We start from the raw sequence: 13641 nt of genomic DNA on the forward strand, positions 1-13641 counted from the left end.
AAAAATTAAACCGTTTTTTCTTGGCCGCCGGTTTCTACTAAAACCATCGGGCCATCTGGCAGGCTTACTGGCGCTTTAGGCGCTCTACCTAAATGTAAGACTTCTGGTTCAGCTTGAATCTGTGACTGGACCTGTGCGTGCTTACTGCTGTCTGTAGCAACCCAAACCATGCCAGCAGATTGAACAACGCTATGCAAAGGCGTTTCTTCCAGGGCTTGGAAAGCCACCTTTGGAAGCTCAGGCATTGGCTTTGCAATCACCTCAATCGCAGTTACTGCAGCTGTAGCAACGGCGACCGGTACAGTTGGTGCTGATGAGGCGGTGTTCGTATTTGTCGAGCCATGATCTTGACGAGGAGCACGTTGTTCTCTAGGTGCACGCGGTGTGCGCTCTTTCACTTCTTTAATAGCTGCAGGAGCTTTAAAGGTTTGCGTAATATTTTGGATGGGCATAGAAGCGGATGCTCCAGCCATTCCTGCAGGTGGGCCCGAGAAGGTAGGTGGTGTTGCTACTGCTGCGCTTGAAGCGCCTGCTTCACCAGCATTTTCTGTGCGCTCACCACGCTCGCGTTGACCACGTCCACGACCGCGACGGTTGCGTCCACGACCGCGACGCTCCTCGCCATCGGCATTTGCAGCTACTTCAGTGCCAGGGGCAGCTTCAGTAGCAGGAGTTACTGCAGCTTGGTTTTCTGGTTTTGGATTATTTTGATTGCGGTTGCCGTTATTGCCATTGCGGTTGCGGCCATCTTGACGACCTCTACCACCATTTGCTTCGCGCGGTGCATTGCCACCTTCTGCATTAGCTGCTGCACCTTCAGCTGGGCGCTCACCACGATCATTGCGATCGCCTCGACGACCACGATTACGATTACGATCGCCATTGCGGTTGTTTTGATTGCGGCCACGCGGAGCGCTCGGTGCGGGTTTTACCTCTGGCGCTGGCGATGAGGAGAACAGGCTCTTAATAAACCCAAAGAAGCCACCAGTGCTCGCCGTTTCCGTATTGGCCTTATCGGCGCGTACAGGGCGTGGCTGGCTCATTGGGGCTGGTGCATTCGGAGTAATTCCTTTTACAGCTGCCTCAGGGCGTGCTTTAACCTCTGCATCTTTGCGGCTCACTGCAGTGTCAGTCTCGAGCTCGCGCGCAGCTTCTTCAGCCATCACGTAGCTTGCTTTTTGATCATCTAAGCGCGGATCATCATGGCGCAAGCGCTCGAGTTTGTAATGCGGAGTTTCTAAATGCTTGTTTGGAATCATCAAGACATTCACTTTGAAGCGTGTCTCAATCTTGATCACTTCAGGACGCTTCTCATTGAGCAAGAAGGCAGCCACTTCGACTGGAACTTGCGTATGAATAGCGGCCGTGTTTTCTTTCATTGCCTCTTCTTGGATGATGCGCAAGACTTGCAAGGCTGAAGATTCGGTATCGCGAATATGGCCGGTACCGTTACAGCGTGGGCAGGTTACATGACTACCTTCTGATAGGGCTGGACGTAAACGTTGGCGTGACATTTCCATCAAGCCAAACTTAGAAATCTTGCCCATTTGAACGCGAGCACGATCATGGCGGAGGGCATCGCGTAAGCGGTTCTCAACATCCTTTTGTGCTTTGCTCGATTCCATATCAATGAAGTCGATCACGATGAGGCCACCCAAGTCACGTAAACGTGCTTGGCGAGCGATTTCATCAGCAGCCTCTAAGTTTGTGCGTGTTGCAGTCTCTTCAATGTCGGAGCCACGAGTTGCGCGGGCAGAGTTCACGTCAACTGAAACTAAGGCTTCAGTATGGTCAATCACAATTGCGCCACCAGATGGTAATGGCACGGTTCGTGAATACGCTGTTTCAATCTGATGCTCAATTTGAAAGCGGGAGAACAAAGGCACATCGTCCTGGTAACGCTTCACTCTTGGTAAATTGTCCGGCATGACTACCGACATAAATGCCGCAGCTTGCTCGTAGATATCATCGGTATCGATGAGGATCTCGCCAATATCAGGCTGGAAGTAGTCACGAATTGCGCGAATCACTAAGCTAGATTCGAGATAGATCAGTAATGGCGCTGAGTTACCTTTGGCGGCTTCATCAATCGCTTTCCACAATTGCATGAGATAGCTTAAATCCCACTGCAGTTCTGTGGCGTCGCGGCCAATACCGGCAGTACGAGCAATGATGCTCATGCCATCAGGTACTTCTAATTGGGACATCGCTTCGCGGAGTTCTTGGCGGTCTTCGCCTTCGATGCGGCGTGATACGCCTCCTCCACGTGGGTTATTTGGCATCAATACTAAGTAACGACCTGCTAGGGAGATAAACGAGGTAAGGGCGGCGCCTTTTTGGCCGCGCTCTTCTTTTTCTACCTGAACAATGATTTCTTGGCCTTCCCGTAACGCTTCTTTAATGGAAGCATTGCGAACATCAACACCTTCTTTGAAGTAGGTGCGGGCAACTTCTTTAAATGGCAGGAAGCCATGGCGTTCCTCGCCGTAATTTACAAAGCAAGCTTCAAGCGATGGCTCAATGCGAGTAATCACACCTTTGTAAATATTGCCTTTGCGTTGTTCACGACCGGCAGCTTCGATATCGATATCGATGAGTTTTTGACCATCGACGATGGCAACTCGCAACTCTTCTTGTTGAGTTGCATTAAATAACATGCGTTTCATAACACTCTCCTATTGGGGAGTGTGTCGCTGCGCGCTGCGTTAGGGGACAGGTTAGATACCGCTTGGGCGTAAGCCATCAGCGGCTTTGGAGTGTGGATCAAGCTAATCCAGGCATCTTTTGCCCAGTACACCGAATAACTATTGGTTAAATCGGTGCCACACCTGACGATCGCCGCAGAGACCTCCTTTAGGTCATCAATGCAGGCGCGCGCCTGAAAACTGTCTTCTAATCGCGGGTCGCGGCATACGGCACACCAACCCTGCGCCTCATTACAACGGGGGAGGGGCAACCCCGGGAGTCTATTAAGGGCGACTCCAAGCTCCACGATTCAAACCTGACTTCAGGCTGGGATCAAGCCAATAAATTGGCTAGAGCGTTGATTATACGGCACAAGTTGAATGACAATGGGGTATTGTTGAGGCCCTTGTCACCCCCGATCGAGGTGTCAAGAGAGAAAAATCATGAAATCCGAACCTATTTCCAAGCCTTTGACGGCAAAAACACCTGCCGCCGCTGTGCATCTTCAGACTATTGGTCCCGAAGAGGCAGGTCAGCGCTTAGACAATTTCTTGCTCAGGTGGGCTAAAGGGGTTCCCAAAAGTCACGTATATCGCATTATTCGCTCGGGCGAAGTGCGGGTAAATAAGAAGCGTGCGGAGCCGACTACCCGCCTAGTTGAGGGTGATGTGGTCAGAGTTCCGCCGGTGCGGATTGCGGAGCCAGCGCAAATGGCGGCTGTCAATACCGCTCAAACGAAGTCTCGGGCGCGGGGGTATTCGGACAAAATGCCTATTCTCTATGAGGATGAGGCATTGCTGATTGTGAATAAACCGGCAGGTTTGGCTGTCCACGGTGGCTCTGGAATTGCCCTTGGCGTTATTGAAACTCTGCGCATTACCCGTCCAGAATTGAAATTCTTAGAATTGGTTCATCGCTTAGATCGAGATACTTCTGGAGTGCTGCTTTTGGCTAAAAAGCGGAGCGCCTTGGTGGAGTTGCATCGTCAGATTCGGGAGGGGCAGACGGATAAGCGTTATTACTTACTTGCTCATGGCGAAATTACCCAAGGACCTGGTGTGATGCAGCTGAAGTTTCCTCTGCATAAATACTTGTTGGCGAACGGCGAGCGTCGCGTACGAGTCGATCCTGATGGCTTGCCCAGTCATACTGCCTTGCGCGTCAGCAAAATTTTCAAGCGTGAAGACGCTTCAATTACTTTGGCGGAAGCGCAGTTAAAAACAGGTCGCACCCATCAGATCCGCGTACACCTCCAAAAACTGGGTCATGCCATCTTGGGTGATGACAAATATGGTTTTGAGGATCAAGACAAGGCCATCAAATCAAAACGCCTTTACTTGCACGCCCATTTGGCTGGCTTTACCCACCCTCGTACCGGCGAAAAGATGCGTATCGAATCACCGTTGCCCTCCGAATTTACGGCCATGATGCAAACCTTTGAAGTGCCTAAGCATGATTGAAGAACAAAAGCCCGATAGACGTTATGACCTGATTGTGTGGGATTGGGATGGAACTATTATGGATTCCACGCCAACAATCGTGCATTGCATTCAACAATCATGTCGGGACTTGGGATTTAAGGAGCCAGATGATTCATTAGCTAGCTCCGTGATTGGTTTGGGAATTCATGATTCACTCAGAAGGGCAGTGCCTTGGATTGAGCCGGCACACTTCCCAAAACTGACCGAGCGTTTTCGTTATCACTATTTAGCTAAAGATCATGAGCTTGACCTATTTCCGGGGATTCGTGAGTTGCTGGAAAACTTACGCGAAGATGGCTTCTTATTAGGTGTGGCCACGGGGAAATCTCGCGTGGGTTTAAATCGTTCTTTAAAACACCATCAGCTAGAGCATGTATTTCATGAAACTCGCACTGCCGACGAATCGTTTTCTAAACCGCATCCAGGCATGCTGCTTGAGTTGTCGGATGTAATGCAGGTGCCAATGCGTCGAATGTTGATGGTTGGCGATACTACGCATGATTTGGATATGGCAGCGAATGCTGGTGTTGATGCGATTGCAGTTACTTATGGCGCACATCCCTTGAGCACATTACAAGAGGCGGCTTCACTTGCCCAGGTAAATGATGTTCCAGAGTTGGCTCAATGGTTTCAAAAGAATCTCACTGTAACCAAGGAATAAAAAAAGATGGATCAAATTCCAACTGAAAATACAAACCAGAATTGGGAGCGTCAAGCTCTCGAGCATTTATTGCTGGAAAACTTAAAAGAGACTCGAAAAGCGCGTCGATGGAAGGCGGTATTTCGGATTCTGACTTTAATTGTTTTTGTGGGCGCAATTTTGGTGATCTTTGATTTTCATCTTCCCGGTAAAGGGATGGGGATTGAGAAACATACAGCCTTGGTCTCTCTTGAGGGTGAGATTTCCTCAAGCTCTATGGCAAATGCTTTAGATATCAATGCATCCTTAACCTCCGCATTTGAAAATGAAAATAGTGCTGGCGTGGTGTTGCGTATTAATAGTCCTGGTGGATCACCGGTTCAAGCAGGAATGATGAATGATGAAATTCATCGCTTGCGTAAGCTTTACCCAAACAAACCTTTTTATGTTGTTGTTGAAGATATTTGTGCGTCGGGTGGCTATTACGTTGCTGTAGCCGCTGACCAGATTTTGGTAGACAAGGCAAGTCTCGTCGGTTCGATTGGCGTCATCATGGAGGGCTTTGGTTTCACAGGCTTAATGGATAAGTTGGGCGTTACCCGTCGCATGATTACTGCCGGTTCTAACAAGGGCATGATGGATCCATTTTCCAAAGAGAATCCACAGCAAGTGGAGATGATCAAAACCATGATTGATGAAATTCATCAGCAATTTATTGCGGTAGTGAAAGCAGGGCGTGGCGATCGCTTGAAAGAAACCCCTGAGATGTTCTCAGGTCGGGTTTGGAATGGCGAACAAGCAATCAAAATTGGCTTGGTTGATGGATATGGAACGGTGGATTCTGTAGCGCGCGATATTTTCAAGGCTCCGGATATTTTGGACTACACCATGAAAGAAAATTTCGCAGAGCGCGTTGCGAAACGTTTTGGTGCTGAGGTTGGTGCTGCAGCAGGCAAAGCTTTGATTAAGACGCCTGATTTAAAGTAAAAAACCGTAGATCAATAAAGTAGTAAACAAAATACCTAGGCCAGCAATAGAAATACTGCTGGCCTATTTTGTAGTGGGGTACATGCCGCTTCATTTGGATAACGCTTACGCCAGTCGGCAATAGACAGTGTTGTAATCGTTTCCGATTCCAGGCTTAAGTCCATTCCAATACATAGCATTGACTGTGGTGATAGCGCGCTCAGACAGGCCATCAACATTGCGGTATTGCGATAGGGCGTCTCAATCCAAATTTGCGTTTGCTGTAGCTTTCTAGATTCCGCCTCAAGCTGCTTGAGCTTGGCAATGCGGTCTTGCGCATCGTGTGGAATGTAGCCTTGAAACGCAAAGCGTTGCCCATTTAGTCCGCTCGCCATCAATCCCAGGAGAATCGAGCTTGGACCGACTAATGGTTTTACTTTTGCGCCAAGCTTATGGGCTGCTAGGACCAATTCTGCTCCAGGGTCGGCGACGCCAGGCACTCCAGCCTCAGACATCAAGCCCATATCATTGCCGGCTATTAAAGGTTTGAGTAAGTCTATTGGCTTGGCGGCGTCACCGTACTTGGCATTACGCGCAGCCCCACGCCATTCGCTCATTTGCATTTCTTGAATTGTGCAAGCCAGGGGTGAGACGCTATCGACCGCTTTTAGAAATGCACGCGCGGTCTTGGCATCTTCAACAATCCAATAAATTAATTTAGCGGTCTGAGAAATGGTTTCACTAGGGAGCACCCAGGGTAATTGTTCTGCGCGCCCCTCGTCTCCCAAAGTGTTGGGTATTAAATAGAGGGTGCCTAATGTCTTACTCATAGTGTGATGATTTATTTTTTTGGTGGAATATCAAAACCCGCGTCGCGTAGCAGGCCACTTAAGGCAATGAGTGGCAGACCAATCAGTGCAGTTGGATCATCGCTCTTAATCGCTTCTAGCAAGGAGATTCCCAGGCCTTCGGATTTGGCGCTACCTGCGCAGTCGTAGGGCTCCTCGGCTAGAAGATAGGCTTCCAACGCTTCATCGGAGAGCTTGCGAAATTTCACTTCGGTGGGGACATTCAAAGTGGTTTGTAAATCTCCCCTCATCAAGCAAAGGGCAGTTTGGAATGTGACAGTTGCGCCGCGCATCAGTTGAAGTTGCGCTATGGCCCGCTCAAAATTACCGGGCTTCCCAATAGCTGCCCCACAGAGATCGGCAACTTGATCGGAGCCAATAACCCATGCGTCAGGATGTTCTCTGGAAACGGCAGCAGCCTTTGCTTTTGCGAGTCGCAAAGCCAAATCAATGGTGCTCTCACCAGCTAATGGGGTTTCATCAACCTGAGGCGATACCACTGAAAATGGGATGCGCAGGCGCTCTAATAGCTCTCGACGGTAGATTGAGGTGGATGCCAAAATTAGTTTTTTTGCGGAATTACTCATCACTGCTTGTGCCTTCATTTAGACTGATGTCATGAATCGTAATCAAGTTTTACCTCAAGTCGAGCTCTCTGCTGATCCCAGTGCTTTGCGCCGGGTCGATTTTTGTGCCCCGCAGTCTTACCGAGGCAATGGCTTTCTGGACGTCCCAGCCTTGCCTAGAGTGGCTCAAGAGGCGTCTAGCGTTGAGTCGGGAGATGGTTTTGACTGGCAGATTGAGACTCACTTTACCCAATCCCCGGGATCAGAGCCCCGTCAAATACTCCAATTGGGTCTAAAAGGGCGTATTCACCTGGTATGCCAGCGCTGCCTTCAAGACTGTCCTTTGGATTTGGCTGAAGAGCGCCAATTTGTCATTGTGGCCAGCGAGGCTGAGGCTGACGCTTTCCCCATGGAGGATGATCAGCAAGAGCCTTTAGTCGCTAGCCAGCATTTTGATCTGCTAGAGCTAATTGAGGATGAAATTTTGCTTTCTCTTCCCTTAATTCCGAAGCATCCAGAGGGCACCTGTAAAGCTCACAGATCCTCATTTGGAGAGTCTGGAGCAGGTTCTGATGAGCTTGAAAAGCCTGAAAATCCCTTTAACATATTGAAAAATATGAAGAAAAATTCATAAGTCAACTGTATTGAGTCAGTTCATTCGCTGTTTCAATTAACAACAAATCAAGCATTTAGGGGATTTTCCATGCTAGAATATCGCCTTGCTTAGGAGTTCAATATGGCCGTCCAACAGAATAAAAAATCACCTTCCAAACGTGGCATGCATCGTGCGCACGACTTTTTGACCGCACCTGCTACGGCTGTTGAAGCCACAACTGGTGAGGCCCATTTGCGCCACCACATTTCACCAAACGGCTACTATCGTGGTCGTAAAGTTGTTAAAACCAAAAACGACTAATTTTTTAGTCTGAAAAGATAGAAGCGGCTCCAATAAAAGCCGCTTTTTTCTTGGATAAAACCACTTGCAGCATTACATGATTTTATGAGCGTCACTCTTGCTATCGATGCCATGGGCGGAGATCACGGAGTAGTTGTTACGGTCCCGGCTTGTTGCGACTTCCTTGAAAAACATGTAGATGTGAAGATTGCCTTAGTTGGTGATCCGCAATTACTCAAGCAGACCTTGAGTAAATTCCCAAAGGCGCCTAGTGAGCGTATTCAAATTATCCCGGCTAGTGAAGTTGTCTTGATGGATGACCCCATAGAGATTGCGCTTCGTCGGAAAAAAGATTCTTCAATGCGCGTTGCTATCGAACAGGTTAAAGAGGGTGCGGCTGATGCCATCATCTCTTCTGGCAATACAGGTGCTTTGATGGCTATTTCACGTTATGTCCTGAAAACCCTCGAAGGAGTTGACCGTCCTGCAATAGCTACCGCTATCCCCAATGAAAAAGGGCGTGGAACTACTATGCTTGATCTGGGTGCTAACGCAGATTGTGAGCCTATGCACTTACTGCAGTTTGCGCAAATGGCAAACGTCATGGTTCAAGTAGTAGATGGCACCAAGAATCCTTCTATCGGTCTTTTAAATATTGGTGAGGAAGTGATTAAGGGTAATGAAGTGGTCAAGCAGACTAGTGAGCTACTACGTCAATCTAACTTAAACTTTTATGGCAACGTAGAAGGTAATGATATTTTCAAAGGCACGACTGATATCGTTGTCTGTGACGGCTTTGTGGGTAACGTCGTTTTGAAGGCGAGTGAGGGTTTGGCCAAAATGATGAGCGGGATGATTCGTGAAGAATTCAATCGCTCGTGGTTGACCAAGTTAATGGCAATCTGCGCCATGGTTCCTTTGTTACGAGTTCGCAAACGCGTTGATCATCGTCGTTATAACGGGGCGGTACTGTTGGGATTACGTGGCTGCGTCATTAAGAGTCATGGCTCTGCAGATCGTTTCGCATTTGGTTTTGCGCTTGAACGCGCGTATGAGGCGGCAAAGAATCGCATGGTGGAGCGCATAGGCCAGGCTTTTGTGGTGGAGACAAAATAACAATGACTACATATTCACGGGTTGCAGGTACTGGAAGCTACCTTCCGGAGTTGCGTTTAACCAATCAAGATCTTGTGGAGCGTTTGGCGAAGATTGGCCTAGAGACGAGCGATGAATGGATCGTGACACGCAGTGGTATTTCCGCCCGTCATTTTGCCGCAGACAATGAATTAACAAGCGATTTAGCAGTCAATGCCGCTAAGGCAGCATTGACTAGTGCTGGTTGCACATCCGAAGATCTCGATCTGATTATTTTGGCAACCTCTACGCCAGATCATTTGGGCGGCTTTCCAAGTACTGCTTGCGTCGTGCAAGATAAATTAGGTGCACATACCAATTGCGCAGCATTTGATGTGCAAGCAGTGTGCGCAGGTTTTACTTATGCTCTGGCGATTGCGGATGCATTTATTCGTTCGGGAACCTATAAAAAAGTATTGGTGATCGGTGCGGAAACATTTTCTCGGATTCTCAACTTCGAAGATCGCACGACTTCCGTATTGTTTGGAGATGGTGCTGGTGCGGTAGTCCTTGAGGCCTCTCAAGAGCCGGGTATTCTGGCTACTGCATTGCATGCCGATGGCAGTCAGCGCGACATTCTGTGCGTACCAGGTCGCAGTGGTCATGGTCAAGTTCATGGCTCTCCATTTATGACAATGGATGGCCAAGCGGTATTTAAGTTGGCAGTGAAAGTGCTTGAGCAAGTGGCTCATGAGGCCTTAGATAAAGCCAATCTCACACCAGATCAAGTTGACTGGCTGGTTCCACATCAAGCCAATATTCGTATTATGGAGAGTACTGCTCGTAAGATGGGTATGTCGATGGATAAAGTGATTGTGACTGTGCATGAGCATGGCAATACTTCTGCAGCATCGATTCCTTTAGCGCTTGATGCTGGTGTGCGTTCCGGTCAAATTCAGCGTGGCCAACATTTGTTACTAGAAGGTGTTGGTGGCGGATTTGCCTGGGGCGCTGTCGCAATTAAGTATTGAGACAACGGTATTTGGGCAAACGTATTTAATTAACTATTATTCAGCGAATATTTCTATGACATTTGCATTTGTATTTCCAGGACAGGGTTCCCAATCTGTAGGGATGCTCAACTCTATCGCGGATCGCCCTGAAGTGCGCGCGACATTGCAAGAGGCTTCCGAAGCCTTAGGTGAAGATGTTGCAAAGCTGATTGCTGAAGGTCCTGCAGAGGCGCTTGCCCTCACAACGAATACTCAACCAGTGATGTTGACGGCTGCTATTGCGTTTTATCGTACTTGGTTAGCTGCTGGTGGTGCCGTTCCTAAAGTGGTTGCTGGACATAGTCTTGGCGAGTACTCTGCTTTAGTTGCTGCTGACGTTCTTTCTTTTAAAGATGCTGTGCCTTTGGTGCGTTTTCGTGCAGAAGCGATGCAGACTGCTGTGCCAGTCGGCACAGGGGGGATGGCTGCCATCTTGGGTTTAGATGACGCCACTGTAAAAACGGTATGTGCCGAAGCAGCTACTGCTTCAGGCGGTGTTGTTGAGGCGGTGAACTTTAATGCCCCTGGGCAGGTGGTGATTGCTGGTGGTAGCGATGCAGTTGCCAAAGCCTGTGAATTACTCAAAGCGGCTGGTGCAAAGCGTGCTTTGCCATTGCCAGTGTCGGCTCCTTTCCATTCGTCTTTGTTGCAGCCTGCTTCTGAAAAGTTAAAGGCCTACCTAGCGAATATCGAATTTAAGGCCCCAAGCATCTCCGTGATTAACAACGTCGATGTAGAGATTCTTAACGATCCAGCTGCCATTAAAGACGCCTTAGTGCGTCAAGCCGCTAAACCAGTGCGTTGGCAGGAAACCATTAATGCAATGGCTCAGCAGGGTATCACTCAGGTTGTAGAGTGTGGCCCAGGCAAAGTATTGGCGGGACTAACTAAGCGCATCAATGAGAATGTTGTTGGCATTCCTGTTTTTGATGAAGCCAGCCTCACTGAAGCTCTGGCTACAGTGAAGTAAAAAAGAATTTAGAAATAATTCAGAACCCAATATAAGAAACAAGGGAAGACAAATATGAATCTCGACTTAAGTGGACAAATTGCATTAGTTACTGGCGCATCGCGCGGCATTGGTCAGGCCATTGCGGAAGAGTTGGTGAAATGTGGTGCCAAAGTGATTGGCACTGCCACTTCTGAAGATGGTGCCAAAGCAATCAATGCGCGTTTGCAAGCGACCGGCGGGCGTGGCGCAGTTTTAAATGTGACCGATCCAAAAGCATGCGAAGACATGATTGATGTAATCGTAAAAGATTTTGGCGGTATCAATATTTTGGTCAACAACGCTGGCATCACACGCGATAACTTAGCAATGCGCATGAAAACCGATGAATGGACAGATGTTATTGATACCAATTTAAGTGCAGTTTTTCGCCTATCTCAGGCGGTAATGCGTCCTATGATGAAGGCACGTGCTGGTCGCATCATCAATATCACTTCCATTGTCGGGCACATGGGTAATCCCGGTCAGGCGAACTACGCCGCCGCAAAAGCAGGGGTTTCTGGTATGACTCGCGCCTTGGCGCGTGAAATTGGTAGCCGTAATATCACCGTTAATTGCGTAGCCCCTGGCTTTATTGATACTGATATGACCCGCGCTTTGAGTGAAGAGCAGCAAAACGCCCTAAAAGTGAATATCCCCCTGGCACGCCTCGGCAGCCCTGAGGATGTTGCCCAGGCAGTGGCATTTTTAGCCTCTCCAGCCGCTGGATACATTACTGGTAATACCTTACATGTCAATGGCGGACTATATTTAGCCTAAAAATACAGCGGGATTTGGTCATTTTTTGGCGGATTTGCTAATTCAGTCCGCCAAGCTGATAAAATCCCTTTCATCGTTTTTTTACAACCCTTGGGGGACTTAATGGATAACATCGAACAACGCGTTAAGAAGATCGTCGCTGAGCAATTGGGCGTCGCAGAAGCAGAGATCAAGAATGAATCTTCTTTTGTGAATGACTTGGGCGCAGACTCTCTTGACACTGTTGAGCTCGTAATGGCTTTGGAAGATGAATTCGGCATCGAAATTCCTGATGAGGAAGCTGAAAAAATCACTACTGTTCAGCTCGCGATCGATTTTGCTAAATCTAAAGCCCAGGGTTAATTCCCTAGCTTAGTTAACAGCTATTATTGTGTCAGCATCAAATGGCCGTCGCCGGGTTGTCGTTACCGGCTTAGGTCTCATTTCACCTGTTGGTAATTCTGTTGATGTAGCCTGGTCTAATTTGCTTGCGGGCAAATCAGGTGTCGCTACCATCACGAAGTTCGACCATGCTCCACTGAGCGTGCATTTCGCTGGTGAGGTGAAGGATTTCAATGTTGAGGAATACGTTTCTGCTAAAGAGGCGCGCCATATGGATACTTTTATCCATTACGGTATTGCCGCTGGTACGCAAGCGATTCGCGATAGCGGTCTGCAAGTAACTGAAGAGAACGCAGAGCGCATTGGCGTCATGGTTGGCTCTGGCATTGGTGGTTTGCCAATGATCGAAGAGACTGGCGCTGAGTTGTTGGCTCGTGGCCCACGTCGTATCTCCCCATTCTTTGTTCCAGGCTCAATCATTAATATGATTTCTGGTCATCTCAGTATTTTGTTTGGTCTGAAAGGACCAAACGTTGCTGCAGTGACTGCCTGCACAACTGGCTTGCACAGCATTGGATTGGCTGCGCGCTTAATTCAATACGGTGATGCAGATGTGATGGTGGCTGGTGGTGCCGAGTCAACGATTTCCGCATTGGGTGTTGGTGGTTTCGCATCAGCCCGTGCACTATCTACCCGCAATGATGATCCTGCAACGGCTTCACGTCCTTGGGATAGGGACCGTGATGGTTTTGTTCTCGGTGAGGGTGCTGGCGTCGTTGTCTTGGAAGAGTATGAGCATGCCAAGGCGCGTGGCGCAAAGATTTATTGCGAACTCTTAGGTTTTGGTATGAGTGGCGATGCGTATCACATGACTGCGCCAAACATGGATGGTCCGCGCCGTTGCATGGTGAATGCTATGCGTGATGCTGGCTTAAATCCTGATCAGATTCAATACATTAATGCCCACGGTACCTCTACACCCTTGGGTGACAAGAATGAGACTGGTGCGATTAAAGCTGCCCTTGGCGATCATGCCAAAAAAACGCTCATCAACTCCACTAAGTCGATGACTGGCCACCTGTTAGGTGGAGCCGGCGGCTTGGAATCTGTCTTCACTATTCTGGCTCTTCATAATCAGAAATCTCCGCCAACGATCAATATCTTTAATCAAGATCCTGAGTGTGACTTGGACTACTGCGCCAATACTGCTCGAGATGTGAAGATTGATCATGCCGTTAAAAACAACTTTGGCTTTGGGGGTACTAACGGTACCTTGATTTTTGGCAAACTGACCTAATATTCTCTGTAAGCCTTTTCCTAATCTTTTTATTGGTTTTTACCAAGT

14 protein-coding genes are annotated in these 13641 nt (G+C 48.4%); 11 read left to right on the forward strand and 3 right to left on the reverse strand.

Features of this window, described 5'->3' with window-relative positions; genetic code table 11:
- Positions 1–5: 5 nt before the first annotated feature.
- A complete protein-coding gene (locus AOB49_RS11370; protein ID WP_062311170.1) occupies positions 6–2666 on the reverse strand; it encodes an Rne/Rng family ribonuclease in 2661 nt (886 codons plus the stop codon).
- Between the two features lie 462 nt (positions 2667–3128).
- On the opposite strand from AOB49_RS11370, the gene AOB49_RS11375 reads away from it, so the two are divergent.
- The 3 genes from AOB49_RS11375 to AOB49_RS11385 are packed head-to-tail and all read left to right on the forward strand — an operon-like array spanning position 3129 to position 5793.
- Positions 3129–4145, forward strand: a complete 1017-nt coding sequence (locus tag AOB49_RS11375) for an RluA family pseudouridine synthase (protein ID WP_062311172.1) — start codon at positions 3129–3131, stop codon at positions 4143–4145.
- Positions 4138–4827, forward strand: coding sequence for an HAD-IIIA family hydrolase (locus AOB49_RS11380; RefSeq protein WP_062311174.1), 690 nt, complete (start codon positions 4138–4140; stop codon positions 4825–4827). Before AOB49_RS11375 ends, AOB49_RS11380 begins: the two co-directional genes overlap by 8 nt.
- A gap of 6 nt (positions 4828–4833) precedes the next feature.
- Entirely contained in the window at positions 4834–5793 is a 960-nt protein-coding gene (locus tag AOB49_RS11385) for a S49 family peptidase (RefSeq protein ID WP_062311176.1), read from the forward strand.
- A 35-nt stretch (positions 5794–5828) separates the two neighbouring features.
- Here AOB49_RS11385 and AOB49_RS11390 read toward each other — a convergent pair whose 3' ends face one another.
- Together AOB49_RS11390 and AOB49_RS11395 are read right to left on the reverse strand one after the other, a co-directional pair.
- Positions 5829–6602 carry an SAM-dependent methyltransferase gene (locus AOB49_RS11390; RefSeq protein ID WP_062311178.1) on the reverse strand — a complete coding sequence of 258 codons (774 nt, stop codon included), beginning with the start codon at positions 6600–6602 and terminating at the stop codon, positions 5829–5831.
- Positions 6603–6613: 11 nt separating this feature from the next.
- Positions 6614–7207 (reverse strand): Maf family nucleotide pyrophosphatase, encoded by a 594-nt coding sequence (locus tag AOB49_RS11395; RefSeq protein ID WP_062311345.1) that lies wholly within the window; start codon positions 7205–7207, stop codon positions 6614–6616.
- A gap of 31 nt (positions 7208–7238) precedes the next feature.
- Between AOB49_RS11395 and AOB49_RS11400 the strand changes: the two genes are divergently transcribed.
- The 8 genes from AOB49_RS11400 (at position 7239) to fabF (ending at position 13593) form a co-directional block, all read left to right on the forward strand.
- A complete protein-coding gene (locus AOB49_RS11400; protein WP_062311180.1) occupies positions 7239–7820 on the forward strand; it encodes a YceD family protein in 582 nt (193 codons plus the stop codon).
- 102 nt (positions 7821–7922) lie between these two features.
- On the forward strand, positions 7923–8102 hold the full coding sequence (gene rpmF / locus AOB49_RS11405; protein WP_011902241.1) for a 50S ribosomal protein L32: 180 nt from the start codon (positions 7923–7925) through the stop codon (positions 8100–8102).
- Positions 8103–8186: 84 nt separating this feature from the next.
- Entirely contained in the window at positions 8187–9197 is a 1011-nt protein-coding gene (plsX, locus tag AOB49_RS11410) for a phosphate acyltransferase PlsX (protein ID WP_062311182.1), read from the forward strand.
- Between the two features lie 2 nt (positions 9198–9199).
- Positions 9200–10186 carry a beta-ketoacyl-ACP synthase III gene (locus tag AOB49_RS11415; RefSeq protein WP_062311184.1) on the forward strand — a complete coding sequence of 329 codons (987 nt, stop codon included), beginning with the start codon at positions 9200–9202 and terminating at the stop codon, positions 10184–10186.
- A gap of 55 nt (positions 10187–10241) precedes the next feature.
- Positions 10242–11177, forward strand: coding sequence for an ACP S-malonyltransferase (gene fabD / locus AOB49_RS11420; RefSeq protein WP_062311186.1), 936 nt, complete (start codon positions 10242–10244; stop codon positions 11175–11177).
- A gap of 54 nt (positions 11178–11231) precedes the next feature.
- A complete protein-coding gene (fabG, locus tag AOB49_RS11425; protein ID WP_062311188.1) occupies positions 11232–11975 on the forward strand; it encodes a 3-oxoacyl-ACP reductase FabG in 744 nt (247 codons plus the stop codon).
- Between the two features lie 102 nt (positions 11976–12077).
- A complete protein-coding gene (gene acpP, locus AOB49_RS11430) occupies positions 12078–12317 on the forward strand; it encodes an acyl carrier protein (protein ID WP_062311190.1) in 240 nt (79 codons plus the stop codon).
- A 28-nt stretch (positions 12318–12345) separates the two neighbouring features.
- Positions 12346–13593, forward strand: a complete 1248-nt coding sequence (gene fabF / locus AOB49_RS11435; protein WP_062311192.1) for a beta-ketoacyl-ACP synthase II — start codon at positions 12346–12348, stop codon at positions 13591–13593.
- Positions 13594–13641: the final 48 nt, after the last annotated feature.

The sequence above is a fragment of the Polynucleobacter sinensis genome (assembly GCF_001595985.1).
In the GTDB taxonomy this organism is placed as follows: Bacteria; Pseudomonadota; Gammaproteobacteria; order Burkholderiales; family Burkholderiaceae; genus Polynucleobacter; species Polynucleobacter sinensis.